Consider the following 19,038-nt stretch of genomic DNA (forward strand, 5'->3'; position numbering starts at 1 on the left):
CGAGCGTCGGAAGAAGCCTGTGAAGCGGATATTCAAGGGTCCCTGGATCTGGATCGTGGTCGCCGTGGTCGGCGTCCTGCTGGCCCTGCAGTACCTCGCCCCCAACGGCGGGTACGACGAGATCGACACCTCCCAGATGGAGGAGTACATCGCCAACGGCGACGTCGACGAGATCACGTTCATCGACGGGGACCAGAAGATCGAGGCCACCCTCGACGAGGGTGTCCGCGACGACGGCGACAAGGTGATGACCCACTACGTGCTGGGTCAGCAGGTCGACATCATCGACGCCGTCGACGAGCAGCGCGCCGAGGGCACGATCGCGAAGTCGAACTCCGAGAACCCCCAGCCCAGCCTGCTCGGCTCGATCCTCGCCACGCTGCTCCCGTTCGCGCTGATCATCCTGCTGTTCCTCTTCCTCATGAACCAGGTGCAGGGCGGCGGCGGCCGCGGCGTCATGCAGTTCGCCAAGAGCCGCGCCAAGCTGATCTCCAAGGACATGCCGAAGACGACGTTCAACGACGTCGCCGGCGCCCAGGAGGCCATCGAGGAGCTCGGCGAGATCAAGGAGTTCCTCCAGGAGCCCGCGAAGTTCCAGGCGGTCGGCGCCAAGATCCCCAAGGGCGTCCTGCTCTACGGCCCCCCGGGCACCGGCAAGACGCTGCTCGCGCGCGCCGTCGCCGGCGAGGCGGGCGTCCCCTTCTACTCGATCTCCGGCTCCGACTTCGTCGAGATGTTCGTGGGTGTCGGCGCGAGCCGCGTCCGCGACCTCTTCGAGCAGGCCAAGGAGAACGCCCCGGCCATCGTCTTCATCGACGAGATCGACGCCGTCGGTCGCCACCGCGGCGCCGGCATGGGCGGCGGCCACGACGAGCGCGAGCAGACCCTCAACCAGCTGCTGGTGGAGATGGACGGCTTCGACGTCCGCGGCGGGGTCATCCTGATCGCGGCCACCAACCGCCCCGACGTGCTCGACCCGGCGCTGCTGCGCCCGGGCCGCTTCGACCGCCAGATCCAGGTCGACGCCCCCGACCTCGCCGGCCGCCACCAGATCCTCCAGGTCCACAGCCGCGGCAAGCCGATGTCGCCCGACATCGACCTGATCAGCGTCGCGCGCCGTACGCCGGGCTTCACCGGCGCCGACCTGGCCAACGTGCTCAACGAGGCCGCGCTGCTCACCGCGCGCAGCAGCCAGAAGCTGATCACCGACGAAGCGCTGGACGAGGCCATCGACCGCGTGATCGCCGGCCCGCAGCGCCGCACGCGCCTGATGAGCGAGAAGGAGAAGCTCATCACCGCCTACCACGAGGGCGGCCACGCCCTCGTCGCGGCGGCGCTCCCGGGCACCGACCCGGTCCACAAGATCACGATCCTCCCGCGTGGCCGGGCGCTGGGCTACACGATGGTGCTGCCCGACGAGGACAAGTACTCCCAGACCCGCTCGGAGATGCTCGACAAGCTCGCCTACATGCTGGGCGGCCGGGCGGCCGAGGAGATGGTCTTCCACGACCCGACCACCGGTGCCGGCAACGACATCGAGAAGGCGACCTCGCTCGCCCGCGCGATGGTCACCCAGTACGGCATGACCGAGCGGCTCGGCGCGATCAAGCTCGGGGAGACCCAGGGCGAGCCGTTCCTCGGCCGCGACATGGGCCACTCGCGCAACTACTCCGAGGACGTCGCTGCGATCGTCGACGAGGAGACCAAGCAGTTCCTCGCCGTCGCGCACCAGGAGGCCTTCGACATCCTCGAGGAGAACCGCGACGTCCTGGACGCGCTGGTCCTCGAGCTGCTCGACAAGGAGACGCTGGACAAGGCGGAGGTGGCCCGGATCTTCGAGCCGCTGCGCCGGCGTGCGGCACGGCCGGCGTGGACCGGCTCGCCGACCCGGAACCCCTCGGCCATCCCCCCGATCGAGATCCCCCAGGAGATCCGCGACCGGGCGAAGGCCAACGGCACCGTGTCGACCGGCGGCGAGGGCGGGTCGATCGTGACCCCGCCCGGCCCCGGCGGCGACGTGCACGGCGGTCCCGGTGCCGGTCCGGTTGGTCCGATGGACCCGCCGGCGCCCCCGTCCCCCGGCCCCTACCCCGGCGGGACGGCATGACCGACCCGGTCAGCCAGGTCGAGCGTGACCCCTCCGAGGTCCCCGCGTTCGACCAGGCCCGGGCCGAGGCGGCGGTCCGCGAGCTGCTGGTCGCGATCGGGGAGGACCCCGACCGCGAGGGCCTGCTGGAGACCCCGGCCCGGGTCGCCCGGGCCTACGCCGAGGTGACCGCCGGCCTGCGGATGCGCCCGGAGGACGTCTTGTCCACCACCTTCGACATCGGTCACGAGGAGATGGTGCTGGTCCGCGACATCGAGCTGTGGTCGATGTGCGAGCACCACCTCGTTCCCTTCACCGGGGTCGCGCACGTCGGCTACATCCCGGCCGAGTCCGGCAAGATCACCGGGCTCTCCAAGCTGGCGCGGCTCGTCGACGTCTACGCCCGGCGCCCGCAGGTCCAGGAGCGGCTGACCACGCAGGTCGCCGACGCCCTGGTCTCCATCCTCGAGGCGCGAGGCGTCATCGTGGTGATCGAGGCCGAGCACCTGTGCATGACCATGCGCGGCGTGCGCAAGGCCGGCGCCCGCACCATCACCTCCGCGGTCCGCGGCAGCTTCCTCACCGAGCCCGCGACGCGTGCCGAGGCGATGTCGCTGATCCGCGGCGGCACCCGCTGAGGACGGCGGCGGTGGCTCCCCGGGACCGGGCGTCCGCGGCCGGCGCGCTGTTCGTGCCGCTCGGCCGACCGCGCGTGATGGGCGTCGTGAACGTGACTCCCGACTCCTTCTCCGACGGTGGCCGGTACGTCGAGCCCGAGGCGGCCGTCGCGCACGGACGCCGGCTGCTGGCCGACGGCGCCGACCTGCTCGACATCGGCGGCGAGTCCACCCGCCCCGGTGCCACCCGGCCGCTGGTCTCCGAGGAGCTCGACCGGGTCGTCCCGGTGATCCGCGAGCTCGCCCGGGACGCGGTCGTGTCGGTCGACACGATGCGCGCCGAGGTCGCCGAGGCCGCCCTCGAGGCCGGCGCCACGATCGTCAACGACGTCTCCGGCGGCCTCGCCGACCCGCGGATCCTCGAGGTCGCCGCCCACGCCGGCGCGGTGTACGTCGCGATGCACTGGCGCGCGCACAGCACCCGGATGGCCGACTTCGCGACGTACGACGGGCCCGGCGGGGTGGTCGGCACAGTCGTCGAGGAGCTCGCCGAGCGGCTCGAGGCGGTGCTGGCGGCCGGGGTCGACCCGGCCCGGGTGGTGCTCGACCCCGGGCTCGGGTTCGCCAAGCGCGGCGAGCACAACTGGGAGCTGCTGCGCGACCTCGACCCGGTGACCGCGCTCGGGCAGCCCGTGCTCGTCGGCGCGAGCCGCAAGTCCTTCCTCGGCCGGCTGCTGGCCGAGGGCGACGAGCCGCGCCCGGTGGAGCAGCGCGAGCACGCCCACACCGCGGTCGTGGCCCACCTCGCCAGGCAGGGCGTGTGGGGCGTGCGCGTCCACGACGTGCGTGCCGCGCGCGACGCGATCGCGGTCGTCTCCGCGCTGGAGGAGCCGCGGCAGGGAGCAGGGCACCAGCCACCGCAGGAGGACACGCCATGACCGACGAGATCTCCGTCACCGGCATCGAGTGCTGGGGCCACCACGGGGTCTTCGACTTCGAGCGGAGGGACGGCCAGCCGTTCGTCGTCGACCTCGCGCTCGGCGTCGACACCGCCCCCGCGGCGGCCAGTGACGACTTGCACGACACCGTGGACTACGGAAGTCTCGTCGCGGCGGTCAAGACCGCCGTTGAGCACGATCCGGTCGACCTGATCGAGACCTTGGCCCAGCGCATCGCGGACGTCTGCCTCGGCGACGCCCGCGTGGACTGGGCGAGGGTCACGGTCCACAAGCCGGACGCACCCGTCGACGCGACGTTCGCCGATGTCGCACTCACGATCACCCGGAGGGCCGCCCGTGACTGAGACCCCCAACCCGCACATCATCGACGCCGACACCCTCACCGGGGAGATGCGTCCGATCCGTCGTGCGGTCCTGGCCCTGGGGTCCAACCTCGGTGAGCGGATGGCGAGCCTGCAGGGAGCGGTCAACGCGATCGCCGACACCCCCGACGTCTGGGTGACGGCGGTGTCCCCGGTCTACGAGACCGAGCCGGTCGACTCGCCGCCGGACGCCAAGCCCTACCTGAACGCCGTGCTGCTCATCGACACCACGCTGGCCGCGACCCGGCTGATGGACCGCGCGCTGGCCGTCGAGGACGCCTACGAGCGCGAGCGCGGCGAGGTCCCCAACGCGCCGCGCACGCTCGACGTCGACCTGGTCGTCGTCGGCGACCGCCGCAGCGACGAGCCGAGCCTGCAGCTGCCGCACCCGCGGGCGCACCAGCGCGCGTTCGTGCTCAAGCCGTGGTTCGACCTCGAGCCCGACGCCGAGCTCCCGGGTCACGGACCGATCGCCGAGCTGCTCGCGAACCTCGGGACCGACGGCCTGACCCCGCGCGAGGACCTGCGGCTCGAGGTCGAGTGAGCGACCCGCTCGGCTCGCCCGGACCGTCGGGGGAGGAGCCGGGCGGGAACCTCCGGCCCACCTCTCCCGCCGCCCTCACCGGCTGGGCCGTCGTCGGGCTCGTCGGCGGGTGGCTGGTGCACCCGGTCGCCGACCGCTGGGGCACCCCGCCGATCGTCACCTGGGCCCAGCCGCTGGCCCTCGTCCTGGTCGTGGCGATCCTGGCCGCGACCGCCTGGGTCACCTACCGCCAGGTGCACGTGCGCCGGGAGCGGCTCGACCCGCAGCAGGCGGTCAACCGGCTCGTGCTGGCACGGGCCTGCGCGTACGTCGGCGCCCTCGCCGCCGGGGGCTACCTCGGCTACGCCGTGTCCTGGCTGGGCGTGCCGGCCGAGCTCGCCGAGCAGCGCGCCTGGCGCTCCGGCGCCGCCGCGCTGGCCGGAGCCGGGGTGGCGGTGGCCGCGGTGCTCCTCGAGCGCGCGTGTCGCGTCCGGTCCGACGACCCGGCGCCCTAACCTGCTGTCATGGCTTCCCCTGCGGCAACTCCGGTCACTTCCGCCTCACGCCGTCGTCAGCGCTCGACGCGGCTGACCGTCGCCGTGGCGCTCCTGGTCCTCGCCGCCGTGGTCGTCGCCGTCGCGCTCGCGACCGGCTCGTGGGGGCTCACCGCCGCGGCGGCCGTCCTGGCCGTCGTGCTGGGCGCGGCCGCCACCCGGATCACCCACGCCGAGCTCGCGCAGTCGCGCCGGGACGCCGCCCGGGACCGCGCCGAGCAGGCCCAGGCCTACCGCCGGATGGCCGACGAGCGGGCCACCGAGCACGCGTCGTACGTCGAGACCGTCGAGCGCCGCATCGCCGAGCGCGAGGCGACCATCGCCGACCTCGAGCAGGGCCTGACCGACGCCCAGCAGCGCGTCGCGGACGCGACCCTCAAGCTCGGCGCCGAGGCGCGCCGGGCCGACGCCGCCGACCGTGCGCGCACCGACCTCGCCGCCGACCTCGACGCCGCGGAGGAGCGGGCCGCCGAGGCCATCGTGCGGATGGCCGAGCTCGAGCAGGAGGTCGACGTCCTGCGTGCCGAGCTCGAGGTCGTCACCGCCGCGTGGCGCACCGCCGAGGCGACCCGCAAGCGCGCCTGACCCGCCGTCGGTCGCGCGTCACCTGCCGGTCCGGCCGGCGCCCCCGTGGGGCACAATCGACCCTCGTGATCCCTGAGGAGTCCCGGTTCGAGAACGACCCCGAGGAGCTCGTGGCCGAGGCGCCCGGGCTGCCGAGCGGGTGGGAGGTGGGGACCCCGGACCCGGCGGACCGCTTCGACGTCGCGCGGCTCACGCACCTGCTGCGCGCCCACGAGCGGCACGGCCGCGGCTGGGCCGGGGCGGGGGTCGACGACGTGCTCGTCGAGGTCTCCGAGCACGGTCTGCGCACCCGGCAGAACGTCGTCGTCCGCGACCCCGAGGGCGAGATCCGGGCCTGGGGGAGCGCGCACGACCGCGCCGCGGGCCGGATGCTCTTCGTCCACATCGTCGAGCGCGACCTGCCCGGGCCGGTGGCCGCGGCGTGCTCCGACGTGCTCTTCGAGTGGGCCGTCGGCCAGGCGAAGGTCCTCGGCGCCGCACGCGGGCTGCAGTCCCAGCAGATCGACACCGGCGCCTTCGCCGACGACGACCGGCAGCACGCCTGGCTCGCCGACGCAGGCTTCGAGCGGGTGCGCACCTGGTGGCAGATGAGCCGCCCGGTCACCCCCGACGAGGCCGGCCTGGTGCCCTCCGCGGCCCGCTGGGAGGACGAGGCGAAGGGCGTCGTCTTCCGCCGGGTCCGCCGCGCGCCCGAGGGCGGGATGCCCGACGCCGAGGACCTGCGCAAGGTCCACGACGTGCTCGAGGGCGCCTTCGTCGACCACTTCAACCACCACGAGGAGACCTTCGAGGAGTTCGTCCACCGGCTTCGCGAGGACCCCGGCCACCGCTGGGACCACTGGTGGCTCGCCGAGCTCGTCGAGGACGGCGGCCGCACCCCGGTCGGCACCCTCGTCGGCGCCGTCTCGGAGAGCTCCGGCGGCGGGCCGGACGGCTCCTACGTCGAGTACCTCGGCGTCCTCGAGGCCGCCCGCGGCCGCGGCGTCGCCAAGGGCCTGCTCCGCACGATCATCGCCGACGCCGCCGACCGGGGACGCGACCGCGTCGGCCTCGAGGTCGACGCCGACTCCTCCACCGGCGCCGACGGCCTCTACACCTCGATGGGCTGGGTGACGAAGTACGTCACCGAGTCCTGGCACCGCGACGTGGTCGTCGACTGATCCCTCGCGTGCCACCCGGATCGTTCAATTGAACGATCGTGGTGGCGCCGGCCATCGCGGGCGCGGCGTCGGAATCGTTCAATTGCTGGGAACTGGCGGGATGGAATCGCTTCCACCCGCCGCAACCGCGCAATTGAACGATTGCGGTGGCCCGGGGCTAGGAACGCCGCACCACCCGGATGGCGCAATTGAACGATCACGGTGGCCGAGGACGCCCGGCACCACCTAGCCGACGAGCGAGGCGCGCAGGGCGCGGTGGACGCCGGTGGGGGTGAGGACGCCGAGGAAGACCGGCCCGTCCTTCACCGCGACCATCGCGTTGTCGCTGCGCAGCATGGCGGCGAGCGCCTCCTCGAGGGTGGCGCCGACGTCGACCGCGGCGCCGAGGTCGCCGAGGCGCACGCCGTCGAGCGGCTCGAGGTGGTCGCGGTCGACGGTGGTGACCGAGAGGCGGCGCAGCCCGCGCTCGGAGCCGACGAAGTCGGCGACGAAGTCGTCGGCCGGGCGCGCGAGCAGCTCGGCCGGGGTGGCGTGCTGGGCGAGCCGCCCGCCGGCGGCGAAGACCGCGACCCGGTCGCCCATCCGGACCGCCTCGTCGATGTCGTGGGTGACCAGCACGACCGTCTTGCCCAGCTCGCGCTGGAGGCGGAGGAACTCGTCCTGCAGCCGCACCCGCACCACGGGGTCGACCGCCCCGAACGGCTCGTCCATGAGCAGCACCGGCGGGTCGGCCGCCAGGGCCCGCGCCACGCCGACGCGCTGGCGCTGGCCGCCGGAGAGCTGGTGGGGGTAGCGGTCGGCGTACGTCGCCGGGTCGAGCCCGACGAGCTCCATCAGCTCGGTGGCCCGCGCGCGGGCGGTCGCGCGCGACTCGCCGTACAGCAGCGGCACGGTCATCACGTTGGTGACGACCTTCTGGTGCGGGAACAGCCCCACCTGCTGGATGACGTAGCCGATGCCGCGCCGCAGCTTCACCGGGTCCTCGCCGGTCACGTCGCGGCCGTCGATCTCGATGCGGCCGGTGCTGGGCTCGATCAGCCGGTTGATCATCTTCAGCGTCGTCGACTTGCCGCACCCCGACGGCCCGACGAGGCAGAGCAGCTCGCCGGCGGCCACGTCGAGGTCGAGCGCCTGCACGGCGACCGTGCCGTCGGCGTAGGTCTTGCCGACACCCGAGAGCCGGATCATCGCGGTCCCGCCCGCTGGGCCGGTAGCGTCCATGCGCGTGACAGTACTGGCGGCGGCCGCATCCGCGCCTGCACCCGGGCCGAGCTGCTACAGCCGGGTCACCAACGAGTGGTTCTGCCTGGACTATGTCAGCGACCGGCGCGAGGAGATCCTCGACGCCGCCGGCCAGCACCTGCTCATCACCGTGCTCGCCGTCGCGCTCGGCGTCGTGGTCGCCGTGCCGCTGGCGCTGCTCGCCCGCCGCCTGCCGCGGCTGGAGTCGACGGTGCTCGGGTTCAGCACCGGCCTCTACACGGTGCCCTCGATCGCGCTCTTCCCGCTGCTCGTGCCGTTCACGGGGCTGTCCATGACCACCGTCGTGATCGGGCTGGCGCTCTACGCGCTGACCGTGCTGGTCCGGGCGTTCCTCGAGGGCCTGCGCTCGGTGCCCGAGGACGTGCGGGAGTCCGCCCGCGGCCTGGGGTACGGCGGCGGCCGGCTGCTCGTGCGCGTCGAGCTGCCCCTCGCCCTCCCGGTGGTGATGGCCGGCCTGCGCGTCGCGACCGTGTCGACGGTGGCCCTGACGACGGTGGGCTCCCTGGTGTCCTACGGCGGGCTGGGCAACCTGATCCGGGACGGCGTGACGACGAACTTCCGCGCCGAGCTGCTCACCGCCGCCGTGCTATGCGTGGTGATCGCCTTCGCCCTCGACGCCCTGATCGTGCTCGCCCAGCGCGTGCTGACCCCCTGGACGCGCACCGGCGGGACGGCGGGTGCGAGCGCATGAGGGTGCTCCGCGACGCCTGGGACCACCTGCTCACCGGGTCGAGCTGGACCGGTGACGGCGGCATGCTCGAGCTGCTGGGCCAGCAGCTGCTGCTCACGGTGACCGCGCTGCTGCTCGCGCTGGTGGTCGGCCTGCCGGTGGCGCTCGGGCTGGGCCACCTCGGGCGGGGTGGGTTCCTCGCCGTCAACGTCTCCAACGTCGGGCGCGCGGTGCCGACGTTCGCGCTGCTGGCCGTGCTGGTCACCCTCGACTGGCCCGGCACCGACTCCTTCGGGCCCTACGGCCGGGCCGGCGTGGCGACCCTCCTGGCACTGACCCTGTTCGCGCTGCCGCCGATCATCACCAACGGCTACGTGGCGGTGCGCGAGGTCCCGGACGAGGTCAACGAGGCGGCCACGGGCATGGGGATGACCGGCGCCCAGCGGTTCTGGCGGGTCGAGCTGCCGCTGGCCACCCCGCTGGTGGCCTCCGGTGTACGGCTCGCGCTCGTCCAGGTGTGGGCCACCGCCACCATCGCCGCGCTCGTCGCGGGCCCGGGCCTGGGGCGGGTCATCACCGACGGCTTCTACCGCAGCCAGTACGGCCAGGGCATCGCCGGCGCGGTCGTGGTGGCCGCGGTCGCGCTCCTCCTCGAGCTGCTCGCGGCGGGCGTGCAGCGGCTCGCCGCCCCCGGACGTCGGGACCGCGTGGCTACTGTGTCGACGGGGCTCCACCCGGTCGGGTGACCCTGCTCATCCGGACACGCGCGGCGAGCAGAGCCGCGGGACACAGAAGGAACCACCAGCATGCAGGTACGACGCCCTCTCGCCGCCGCCATCGCGGCCGGCTCCCTCCTCCTCGCCGGCTGCGCCGGCGACGACCTCGCCGAGGAGCCCTCGGACGACGACTCCTCCTCGGCCGCCACCGCAGGCGGCCCCGTCAGCATCTCGGGGCAGAACTTTCCCGAGGCCACGCTGGTCGCCTCGATGTACGAGCAGCTGCTCGAGGACGCCGGCTACGACCCGACCGTGCGCCTGGTCGACTCGCGCAGCGTCTACATCGAGACCTTCCCCGGTGACGTCGACATCGTCCCGGAGTACGTCGGCGGCATCGTCAACGAGCTCAACGCCCGCAAGCTGGGCGACAAGGCCGAGCCGTTCACCGCCGGCGACGGCGAGGAGCTCGCCGACCAGGGCGAGGAGCTCCTCGACGAGGCGGGCATCACCCTGCTCGACGTCTCCGAGGCCACCGACACCAACGCGTTCTTCGTGACCCAGGAGTACTCCGAGGAGAACGGCGTCACCAAGCTCTCCGACCTCGAGGGCGAGTCCGTCACCCTCGCCGCGGCGCCGGACTGCGAGGGCCGCCTCGACTGCGAGGGCGGCCTCGTGGACGAGTACGGCATCGACGTCACGAAGGTGCTGCCGCTCGGCTACGCCAGCGACCAGACCTACCAGTCGGTGCTCGACGGCGAGGCCGAGCTCGGCGAGACCAGCACCACCGACGGCACGCTGGAGTCCCAGGGCCTCGTCGTCCTCGAGGACGACAAGCAGATCCAGCCCGCGCAGAACCTCGTGCCGGCCGTGTCGACCGCGTTCCTCGAGGAGCACCCCGACGTCGAGGACCTGCTCGGGGGCCTGATGGACGCGCTGACCACCGAGAACCTCACCGAGCTCAACGGCCGGGTCGCGGTGGACCGGGAGAAGCCCGAGGACGTGGCCCGCGACTTCCTCGAGCAGGAGGGCCTGCTCTAGGCCTCGTGCGGACGCAGCTCCAGGGCCGCGGGTGCGACGGTGCGCAGGTCGATGACCGGCACCTCCAGCCGCGGCCCTGCGGGCGTCCGCACCCGGGGCAGCGGCCCCTCCGCGGCGAGCGCCACGACGGCCGCGGCCTCCTCGCGCCGGCCCTGCTCGACCAGCCACCCCACGAGCCGGTACGCCGGCGTGAGGCCGGAGTGGGTGAGCGAGCGGGCGCCGTACAGCTCGACGACGCCGGCGTGCAGCAGGTCCCACCACTCCTCGGAGCAGCCGGGGATCTCGCTGAAGTAGCGGTGCAGGTCGCCGGCGAGCACCCGGTCGCGGAAGACCCGGGTCACCTCCTCCGAGCCGTGCGCCTCCACGCTCGCGAGCGCCATCCGCTTGGTCGTCCACCGGTCGCGCAGGTCGTCGGTCGACGAGCGCTGCTGGGTGATCGAGGTGCCGTCGTGGCGGATCCGCCAGTGGTAGACGACGTCGGGCAGCACGCCGAACCGGCGGGCGCGCAGGTAGGCGTCGGTGGTGGTCGGCTGGTCCTCGTAGCGCACGCCCTCGGGCCAGGACAGGCCGGCGCCCTCCCAGAAGTCCCGCCGGAACAGCTTGTTCCACGCGAAGACGTCGCCGAGGACCTCCGGGTGGTCCTCGACGGCGAGCGCCGCCCGGTCGCGGTGCAGCCGCCGCATCCACGGCGGCTCGGTGAGCCGGCCGTCCTCCCACCGGGCGACCGAGCCGGTGACGAAGTCGCTGCCGGTGCGCCGCAGGTGGTCCAGCAGCGTGTCGTACGCGCCGGGCGGGACGACGTCGTCGGAGTCCGCGAACGTCACCAGGTCGCCGGTCACGTGCCGCAGGCCCTCGTTGCGGGCCGCGCCCAGTCCGCGGTTGGCGGTGTGCACGACCCGCACGCGGGCGTCTCGCTCGGCGTAGGAGTCCGCGATCGCCCCGCTGGCGTCCGGTGAGCCGTCGTCGACGACGACCACCTCGAGGTCGACGCGGCGCGAGGCCTGCGCCAGCACGCTGTCCAGGCACTCCGCGACGTACCGCTCGACGTCGTAGACCGGGACCACGACGCTCACCCGGGCCCGGGATCGCGCCCACGGTCGCAGCTGCATGGGCCGACAGTAGTGAGCGATAGGCTCACCGGTCGTGAGTGCCCCCGACGCCGCCCCCTCCGCGCAGCCGCCCGTGGACCCGTCCGCCGTCGACCCCGCCGAGTACCCGCGCAAGGTGCTGTTCGTGGCCGGTGCCGGCCGCAGCGGCACCAGCACGATGGCCGGTCTCATGCAGATCCTCGGCCTGCACGTGCCGCAGCCCGAGGTGGTGGCCGACGAGACCAACCCCAAGGGGTTCGGCGAGCCGGCCTGGGCCGTCGAGCACCACGACCGCCTCCTCAAGGAGGCCGGCGTGCAGGTGAGCGACTCCCGCCCCGACGCGTGGTTCGAGACCGGCCGGGTCTCGACGCGGGAGAAGGATCGGATCACCACCGCCGAGTGGCTCGAGTCGCACTTCGCGGTCAGCAGCGAGCTGGTCGTCAAGGACCCGCGCCTGGCCTGGTTCCTCTCCCTGTGGCGCGTCGCCGCCGTCCGCACCGGCGCCACCCCCGTCTTCGCCACCATGCTGCGCCCGCCGGCGGAGGTCGTCGGCAGCAAGCAGACCTACTACAAGAACCGGCTCGGCTCGGCCCACCTGGCGGCGTCCTGGCTGAACATGCTGCTGCACACCGAGCGCGCCACCCGCGGCTCGACCGACGGGGGCACCGACGGCGCGGTCGACGGCAGCGCCCGCGTCTTCGTGCGGTACGGCGACCTCCTCGACGACTGGACCAGGACGTGCATGCACGCCGGCGAGACGCTCGGCCTGCAGCACGTGCTCCACGCGCGCAGCGAGCAGATCCGTGACGGCCACCGCTTCGTCGACCCCTCGCTGCGCCGCGTCACCCAGTCGCTGGAGGACCTCGGCCTGCCCCGCCGGCTGCACGACCTCACCGCCGACACCTGGACCGAGCTGAACAAGCTCGCCGACCCCGGCGGCGACGTCCCCGAGGTGCACCGCAACCTCGACCAGCTGCGCGAGTCCTACGTCGAGCTCTACGAGGAGTCCGAGGCGATCTCGCGCTCGTCGGTGGTCGCCGCCGAGCAGCGGGTGCGCCGCGAGCTGAAGGGCCGCACGCCGGCCGGCCGGCCCGGCGGGGCACCCGCCCCGGCTGCCGCGCCCCCGGGCTCCCTCGCCGACCGGCTGCCGCACGGGCTGCGCGCCGCCGTCCCGCCGTCGGTCCGCCGCGGCCTGCGCAAGGCCGTCGGCAAGACCCGCCCGTGACCGCGCACCTCGGCCGCAACGGCCTGGCCAACCTCGAGGGCCACACCGACTACGACATCACCTGGCCCTGGACCCGCCCCGAGGGGCTGCGGCCCGGCACCACCGCCGTGCTCCGGGTCAAGGACGAGGCGCCGTCGCTGCCGTTCGTGCTGCCGCCGCTCCTGCGCGCGTGCGACCACGTGCTCGTCGTCGACAACGGCTCGACCGACGGCACGCCCGAGGTGGTCCGCGAGACCGCGGAGCGGCACGGGTACGCCGACCGCCTGACGCTCACGTCGTACCCCTTCGCCGTCGCCCGCGCGGGCGCCGAGCACCTGGCGGTCCACGAGCTGTCGGTGCACTCGCTGTCGTACTTCTACAACTGGTGCTTCGCCCAGGTCGGCACCCGCTACTCCTGGAAGTGGGACGGCGACATGGTCCTGACCACCGAGGGTGAGGTCTCCATCGCCGACCTCGGCTGGCAGGTGGGCGACGTGCAGACGATCGTCCGGGTGCCGCGCCACCCGCTCTTCCTCGCCTCCGACTCCCTCGGGTACCTCGACCTCGGCCTGCGCAACGCCGAGGAGTGGGGCTTCCCGATCGGCCCGGACTTCGTCTACACCAAGGCCTTCGAGTGGGAGATCCGCACGACGCCGGAGGACGTCCGGTCGATCGGGCTGCCGTTCGGGCTGTGCGTGGAGCTGAAGTACCTCGACGGTGACGAGTTCGCGCACTGGACCGACCCCGAGTCCTTCGCGACCTCGTGGCGCAACAAGCGCAAGCGCCGCGAGTGGGAGGTCTTCAACGCCCTGCGCGAGGGGACGGTCCCGCAGGGGGTCGTCCGGATCGAGGCGCCCGTCGGCACCCACATCGTCGACCACGTCACCCACGAGTGGCTCCCGCGCGCCCCGCGCCCGCTCGACGTGGGTCCGCAGCGCCGCTGACCCCCCGCCGGTCGACGCAGCCGCGCTCCGGCGGATGTGTCATGCCGAGGGAGCACCCGCTTGCTCCGCCCGCATGACGTCCCGGCACGGCGGCCGCTTCCAGGGGTAGTCCCTCGCTTACCGGGGCAGATCTACCCCGGAAAGCGCGGGAGTCACCGGTGCACCGGGGACTCCTGCAGGCCGGCCCCACCGGTGTCGCCCAGGTCACGTCGGCCCACCGTTCTCCGGGAGGACTGGACCGGCGTACGGTTGTCGGCGCTGGACCCGCCCGATCGGGGGTACGGCACCCTCACCACTCAGGACACGAGCACACCGTCCGGTACCCACACCGGCCCACGGACCCGAGAACCGGGCGAGCGGGTGGTCGGAGGGACTGGAACGAAAGGTTCGACACCATGACGCACCAACCCCTCGGGGTGGGCGTCGTCGGCGCTGGTCGCGTCGGCGCCGTCCTCGCCGCTGCCCTCGGCGCTGCCGGCCACCCCGTGGTCGCCGCCGCCGGCGAGTCGGACGCCTCCCGCGCGCGCATCGCCGCGCTGCTGCCCGGCGTCCCGGTCCAGAAGCCGACCTCCGTGGCGCGCGCGTGCGACGTGCTGCTGCTGACCGTGCCCGACGACATGCTCGGCAACGTCGTGTCCGTGCTGGCGGCCAGCGGGGCGCTGCGCGAGGGCCAGTACGTCGTGCACACCTCCGGCCGGCACGGGCTGGCCGTGCTGGAGCCGGCCCGCGAGGTCGGTGCGCGGGTGGTCGCGATGCACCCGGCGATGACCTTCACCGGCACGGCGCTCGACCTCGAGCGGCTGGCCGGGTGCGTGTTCGGGCTGACCGCCGGCACCTACGAGCGCGCGGTCGCCGAGGCCCTCGTCGCCGACCTGGGTGGCCGCCCGATGTGGGTGCCCGAGCAGATGCGGACGCTGTACCACGCCGGTCTCGCCCACGGCGCGAACCACCTGGTGACGCTGGTGACCGAGGCGATGGAGATGCTGGCCGCGGCCGGAGCCGACGATCCCTCCGCGACGCTGCGCCCGCTGCTGACCGCCGCCCTGGACAACGCCCTCGCCCACGGCGACGCCGCGCTGACCGGCCCGATCGTCCGCGGCGACGTCGGCACCGTCGAGGCCCACCTCCGGGACCTCGTGGCCAACGCGCCGCAGACGCTGCCGTCGTACGTCGCCATGGCCCGCGCCACGCTGGACCGGGCCGTCACCGACGGGCGGCTCCTGCCGATCCGCGCGGTGAAGATCCACGACCTGCTGGAGGACGCGAGCGCGACCGTGGCCGCGGCCCAGCGCGCCGCGTGGACCGCGCGGACGACGGGCACCGCCGGCCGATGACCACCACGCCCGTCCTCGCGCCGACGCGCGAGGAGCTCTCAGCCCTGCTCGCGGACGCCCGGCGGGCCGGCCGCCCGGTCGGCCTGGTGCCGACGATGGGCGCCCTGCACGAGGGGCACGCCAGCCTCGTGCGCGAGGCCCGCGCCCGGGGCGGCGACGGTCCGGTCGTCGTCTCGATCTTCGTCAACCCGCTGCAGTTCGGTGCGGGGGAGGACCTCGACCGCTACCCCCGCACCCTCGACGCCGACCTGGAGGTGTGCGCCCGCGAGGGCGTGGACGTGGTCTTCGCGCCGAGCGTCGAGGAGGTCTACCCCGGCGGTGACCCGATGGTGACCGTCGAGCCGGGACCGCTGGCCGACGTGCTGGAGGGCCGGAGCCGACCCGGCCACTTCCGCGGGGTGCTCACGGTCGTCGCCAAGCTCCTCGGCCTGGTGCGTCCCGACGTCGCGGTCTTCGGCCAGAAGGACTACCAGCAGCTCGCGCTCGTGCGCCGGATGGCGGCGGACCTCTGCCTCGGGGTCGACGTGGTGGGCGCCGAGACGGTCCGCGAGCCCGACGGGCTGGCGCTGTCCAGCCGCAACCGCTACCTCGACGAGGAGCAGCGCACCGAGGCGCTCGCGCTGAGCCGCGCGCTGCGCGCCGCGCAGGAGGCGGCGACGTACGGCCTCGGCCCGGCGCTCGACGCGGCGCGGGCCGAGCTGCGCGCCGCCAGGACCCTCGACCTGGACTACCTCGAGGTCACCACCCCCGGGCTCGAGGCCCTGCCCGACCCCGTCCCGGCCGGCACCGAGGCACGCGTCCTCGTCGCCGCCCGGCTCGGGACCACCCGCCTCATCGACAACATGCCGCTCGTCGTCGGTCACCCCGACGGCGCGCACGACCAGCAGGGAGAGCGCTGATGCTCCGCACGATGATGAAGAGCAAGATCCACCGGGCCACCGTGACCCAGGCCGACCTGCACTACGTGGGGTCGGTGACCGTCGACGAGGACCTGCTCGAGGCCGCCGACCTGCTGCCCGGCGAGCTGGTGCACATCGTCGACATCACCAACGGCGCGCGCCTGGAGACCTACACGATCGCCGGCGAGCGCGGCTCGGGCGTGATCGGCATCAACGGCGCCGCGGCCCGCCTGGTGCACCCCGGCGACCTGGTCATCCTCATCGGCTACGGCCAGATGGAGACCGCCGAGGCCAAGGAGCACCAGCCGCACGTGGTCTTCGTCGACGCCGACAACAAGATCATGGCGACCGGCTTCGACCCCGCCGAGACCTTCGGCGGCGCCGGTCTGGTCCGCGGCGACACCTCCGCGGCTCGGTAGCCTGCGGCCATGCCCGGCCCCCTGACCACTGCGCCGGCCCCCGCGCCGGCCGCACCGGTACGCCGCCTCCCGGGACGCCTCAGCGCACCGGACCCGGGGTGGTCCACCCGCGCGGACGTCGTGGTGATCGGGTCGGGGATCGCCGGGCTGACCGCGGCGCTGCGGCTGCGCGAGCACGTCGAGAAGGTCCTCGTCGTCACCAAGGACGTGCTGGCCGCCGGCTCCACGCAGTGGGCGCAGGGCGGGATCGCCGCGGCGCTGGGGGAGGGCGACACCCCCGAGCAGCACGAGGTCGACACCCTGGTCGCGGGCGCGGGTGCCTGCGACCTCGACGCGGTCCGGGTGCTGGTCGGCGAGGGCCCCGAGGCGGTCCACGAGCTGATCGCGCTCGGGGCACGGTTCGACGTCGACGCCACCGGGCTGCTCGCGCTGACCCGGGAGGGCGGGCACCACCGCGACCGGATCGCGCACGCCGGCGGCGACGCGACGGGCGCGGAGATCCAGCGGGCCCTCATCGCGGCCGTGGCGGCGGCCCCCGACATCGAGGTCGTCCAGCACGCGCTCGCGGTCGACCTGCTGCTCGCCGAGGACGGCGGGGTCGCCGGCGTGACGCTGCACGTGATGGGGGAGGGCGAGCGCGACGGCATCGGCGCCGTGCACTGCCGCGCCGTGGTCCTCGCCAGCGGTGGCCTCGGCCAGGTCTTCTCCCAGACCACCAACCCCGCGGTCTCCACCGGTGACGGCACCGCGCTCGCGCTGCGCGCGGGGGCGACCCTGCGCGACCTGGAGTTCGTCCAGTTCCACCCGACGGTCATGTACCTCGGGCCCGACTCCCGCGGCCAGCAGCCGCTGATCTCCGAGGCGGTCCGCGGGGAGGGCGCCTTCCTGGTCGACCACGCCGGGGACCGGATCATGCAGGGGGTCCACGAGCTCGCCGACCTCGCCCCGCGCGACGTCGTCGCCAAGGCGATCACCCGGCGGATGCACGAGACCGGCCGCCCGCACGTGTGGCTCGACGCCCGGCACCTCGGCGCGGCGTTCTGGGAGCGGCGCTTCCCGACCATCCTCGCGACCGCCCGGCGGCACGGGATCGACCCGGTGACCGAGCCGATCCCGGTGGCGCCGGCGTGCCACTACGCCTCCGGCGGTGTGCGCACCGACCTGTGGGGCCGCACCGACGTGCCGGGGCTCTACGCCACGGGCGAGGTCGCGTGCTCCGGCGTCCACGGCGCCAACCGGCTGGCCTCCAACTCGCTGCTCGAGGGCCTGGTGTTCTCCCGCCGCATCGCCAGCGCGCTCCCGGGCGAGCTGCGTCCGTGGGGGGAGCCCGCACCGGACGAGCGGCCGGCCGGGCTCGTCGCGGGCTCGGTCCGTCCGCGGCTGCAGGAGGTGATGACCGAGCGGGTCGGCGTGCTGCGCAGCGCGGCCGGGCTCGCCGACGCTGCCGAGGTGCTCGGCGGCCTGGCGGGCACAGGTGCCGGGCTCGTCGACCTCGACGCGTGGGAGACCACCAACCTGCTCACGATCGCGGCCGCCCTCACCGACGCGGCGACCCTGCGGGAGGAGACCCGCGGCTCGCACTGGCGCGAGGACCACCCCGAGCGCGACGACGCCCGCTGGGCCGGCCACCTCGACGTGGCCATGACCGACGGGGCCACCACGATCGAGCACCACCCAGCGCCCGCCACCGACGGAGGAGCCGGCCGATGATCACCCCCACGCCGTACGACGCGCTGCCGGCGGGCCTGCTCGCCGAGCTCGAGGCCGGCGGGCTGGACCCGCGCGCGGTCCACGACCACGTGCTGCAGGCGCTGGCCGAGGACGTCCCGACCGAGGACGTCACCAGCGTCGCGACGATCGCCGCGGACGCCCGCGCGGCCGGCGACTTCGGGGCGCGCGAGGCCGGCACGGTCGCCGGCCTCGGCATCGCCGCCCTCGTCTTCCACCTCGTCCTCGGCGACGACGTCGAGGTCAGCGACCGGCTCCCCGACGGCACCCGCGTGCGGCCGGGCGACGTCGTCATGCGGGTCGCCGGGCCGGCCCGCGGCCTGCTGACCGCCGAGCGGACCGCGCTCAACTACGCCAGCCACCTCTCCGGTGTCGCCACCGCCACCGCGGCATGGGTCGACGCGCTGGAGGGCACGCGCGCCGAGGTGCTCGACACCCGCAAGACGCTGCCGACCTACCGCGCGCTGCAGAAGTACGCCGTGCGCTGCGGCGGCGGCCGCAACCACCGCACCAGCCTCTCGGACCGCGCGATGGTCAAGGACAACCACGTGGTGGCGGCCGGTGGGGTGGTGCCCGCCTACCGCGCCGTCCGCGCGGCGTACCCCGACCTGCGCGTCGAGGTCGAGGTGACCGACCTCGACCAGCTGCGCGAGCTCCTCGACGCCGGCTGCGAGGAGATCCTGCTCGACAACATGCCGACCGAGGTCATGGCCGAGGCGGTGCGGATCACGGCCGGCCGGGCCCGGCTGGAGGCCTCGGGCGGGCTGACGTTCGACCGGGCGCGGGAGGTCGCGGAGACCGGCGTCGACCTGATCTCGGTCGGTGCCCTGACCCACTCGGTCGACGTGTTCGACCTGGGCCTGGACCTGCGCGAGGAGGAGGACTAGCC

General features: G+C 74.1%; 20 protein-coding genes. 18 read left to right on the forward strand and 2 right to left on the reverse strand.

Features of this window, described 5'->3' with window-relative positions; genetic code table 11:
- The first annotated feature begins 19 nt into the window (after positions 1–19).
- The 8 genes from ftsH to AB0N29_RS10340 all read left to right on the forward strand — a co-directional run bounded on the left by ftsH (position 20) and on the right by AB0N29_RS10340 (position 6,846).
- Entirely contained in the window at positions 20–2,107 is a 2,088-nt protein-coding gene (ftsH, locus tag AB0N29_RS10305) for an ATP-dependent zinc metalloprotease FtsH (protein WP_302269456.1), read from the forward strand.
- Positions 2,104–2,724, forward strand: a complete 621-nt coding sequence (folE, locus tag AB0N29_RS10310; protein ID WP_302269457.1) for a GTP cyclohydrolase I FolE — start codon at positions 2,104–2,106, stop codon at positions 2,722–2,724. The genes ftsH and folE overlap by 4 nt, the downstream gene beginning before the upstream one ends.
- 77 nt (positions 2,725–2,801) lie before the next feature.
- Positions 2,802–3,641 (forward strand): dihydropteroate synthase, encoded by an 840-nt coding sequence (folP, locus tag AB0N29_RS10315; protein ID WP_364866852.1) that lies wholly within the window; start codon positions 2,802–2,804, stop codon positions 3,639–3,641.
- On the forward strand, positions 3,638–4,006 hold the full coding sequence (gene folB, locus AB0N29_RS10320) for a dihydroneopterin aldolase (protein ID WP_302269458.1): 369 nt from the start codon (positions 3,638–3,640) through the stop codon (positions 4,004–4,006). The genes folP and folB overlap by 4 nt, the downstream gene beginning before the upstream one ends.
- The gene (gene folK / locus AB0N29_RS10325) at positions 3,999–4,568 is read left to right on the forward strand and encodes a 2-amino-4-hydroxy-6-hydroxymethyldihydropteridine diphosphokinase (protein ID WP_302269459.1); all 570 of its coding nucleotides are present in this window, start codon (positions 3,999–4,001) and stop codon (positions 4,566–4,568) included. The genes folB and folK overlap by 8 nt, the downstream gene beginning before the upstream one ends.
- Positions 4,565–5,062, forward strand: a complete 498-nt coding sequence (locus AB0N29_RS10330; RefSeq protein ID WP_364866404.1) for a DUF3180 domain-containing protein — start codon at positions 4,565–4,567, stop codon at positions 5,060–5,062. Before folK ends, AB0N29_RS10330 begins: the two co-directional genes overlap by 4 nt.
- Positions 5,063–5,146: 84 nt before the next feature.
- On the forward strand, positions 5,147–5,686 hold the full coding sequence (locus tag AB0N29_RS10335; protein ID WP_302269462.1) for a hypothetical protein: 540 nt from the start codon (positions 5,147–5,149) through the stop codon (positions 5,684–5,686).
- Between the two features lie 65 nt (positions 5,687–5,751).
- Positions 5,752–6,846 (forward strand): GNAT family N-acetyltransferase, encoded by a 1,095-nt coding sequence (locus AB0N29_RS10340; protein ID WP_302269463.1) that lies wholly within the window; start codon positions 5,752–5,754, stop codon positions 6,844–6,846.
- Between the two features lie 225 nt (positions 6,847–7,071).
- On the opposite strand, the gene AB0N29_RS10345 is transcribed toward AB0N29_RS10340, so the two are convergent.
- Positions 7,072–8,034, reverse strand: a complete 963-nt coding sequence (locus AB0N29_RS10345) for an ATP-binding cassette domain-containing protein (RefSeq protein ID WP_364866855.1) — start codon at positions 8,032–8,034, stop codon at positions 7,072–7,074.
- A 37-nt stretch (positions 8,035–8,071) separates the two neighbouring features.
- Between AB0N29_RS10345 and AB0N29_RS10350 the strand changes: the two genes are divergently transcribed.
- Genes AB0N29_RS10350 through AB0N29_RS10360 form a run of 3 tightly spaced genes read left to right on the forward strand, consistent with a single transcriptional unit; the run spans position 8,072 to position 10,533 of the window.
- Positions 8,072–8,800, forward strand: coding sequence for an ABC transporter permease (locus AB0N29_RS10350; RefSeq protein ID WP_364866406.1), 729 nt, complete (start codon positions 8,072–8,074; stop codon positions 8,798–8,800).
- Entirely contained in the window at positions 8,797–9,525 is a 729-nt protein-coding gene (locus AB0N29_RS10355; protein WP_302269465.1) for an ABC transporter permease subunit, read from the forward strand. Before AB0N29_RS10350 ends, AB0N29_RS10355 begins: the two co-directional genes overlap by 4 nt.
- Positions 9,526–9,585: 60 nt before the next feature.
- The gene (locus tag AB0N29_RS10360) at positions 9,586–10,533 is read left to right on the forward strand and encodes an ABC transporter substrate-binding protein (protein ID WP_302269466.1); all 948 of its coding nucleotides are present in this window, start codon (positions 9,586–9,588) and stop codon (positions 10,531–10,533) included.
- On the opposite strand, the gene AB0N29_RS10365 is transcribed toward AB0N29_RS10360, so the two are convergent.
- Positions 10,530–11,642: a glycosyltransferase family 2 protein gene (locus tag AB0N29_RS10365; RefSeq protein WP_302269467.1), complete on the reverse strand. Its 1,113-nt coding sequence runs from the start codon at positions 11,640–11,642 to the stop codon at positions 10,530–10,532. The genes AB0N29_RS10360 and AB0N29_RS10365 overlap by 4 nt on opposite strands.
- A 34-nt stretch (positions 11,643–11,676) precedes the next feature.
- On the opposite strand from AB0N29_RS10365, the gene AB0N29_RS10370 reads away from it, so the two are divergent.
- The 7 genes from AB0N29_RS10370 to nadC all read left to right on the forward strand — a co-directional run bounded on the left by AB0N29_RS10370 (position 11,677) and on the right by nadC (position 19,036).
- A complete protein-coding gene (locus AB0N29_RS10370; protein ID WP_364866410.1) occupies positions 11,677–12,846 on the forward strand; it encodes a sulfotransferase family protein in 1,170 nt (389 codons plus the stop codon).
- Positions 12,843–13,769, forward strand: coding sequence for a hypothetical protein (locus tag AB0N29_RS10375; protein ID WP_364866412.1), 927 nt, complete (start codon positions 12,843–12,845; stop codon positions 13,767–13,769). The genes AB0N29_RS10370 and AB0N29_RS10375 overlap by 4 nt, the downstream gene beginning before the upstream one ends.
- A gap of 395 nt (positions 13,770–14,164) precedes the next feature.
- The gene (locus tag AB0N29_RS10380) at positions 14,165–15,103 is read left to right on the forward strand and encodes a Rossmann-like and DUF2520 domain-containing protein (RefSeq protein ID WP_364866414.1); all 939 of its coding nucleotides are present in this window, start codon (positions 14,165–14,167) and stop codon (positions 15,101–15,103) included.
- Complete coding sequence (gene panC, locus AB0N29_RS10385) at positions 15,100–16,002, forward strand: pantoate--beta-alanine ligase (RefSeq protein ID WP_364866416.1); 903 nt, start codon at positions 15,100–15,102, stop codon at positions 16,000–16,002. The genes AB0N29_RS10380 and panC overlap by 4 nt, the downstream gene beginning before the upstream one ends.
- Complete coding sequence (gene panD, locus AB0N29_RS10390; protein ID WP_302269473.1) at positions 16,002–16,421, forward strand: aspartate 1-decarboxylase; 420 nt, start codon at positions 16,002–16,004, stop codon at positions 16,419–16,421. The genes panC and panD overlap by 1 nt, the downstream gene beginning before the upstream one ends.
- Before the next feature lie 9 nt (positions 16,422–16,430).
- Positions 16,431–18,131: an L-aspartate oxidase gene (locus AB0N29_RS10395; protein ID WP_364866419.1), complete on the forward strand. Its 1,701-nt coding sequence runs from the start codon at positions 16,431–16,433 to the stop codon at positions 18,129–18,131.
- Complete coding sequence (gene nadC / locus AB0N29_RS10400; protein WP_302269476.1) at positions 18,128–19,036, forward strand: carboxylating nicotinate-nucleotide diphosphorylase; 909 nt, start codon at positions 18,128–18,130, stop codon at positions 19,034–19,036. Before AB0N29_RS10395 ends, nadC begins: the two co-directional genes overlap by 4 nt.
- The last annotated feature ends 2 nt before the right edge of the window (positions 19,037–19,038 follow it).

The organism is Nocardioides sp. NPDC092400 (genome assembly GCF_040684155.1).
Taxonomy (GTDB): Bacteria; Actinomycetota; Actinomycetes; order Propionibacteriales; family Nocardioidaceae; genus Nocardioides.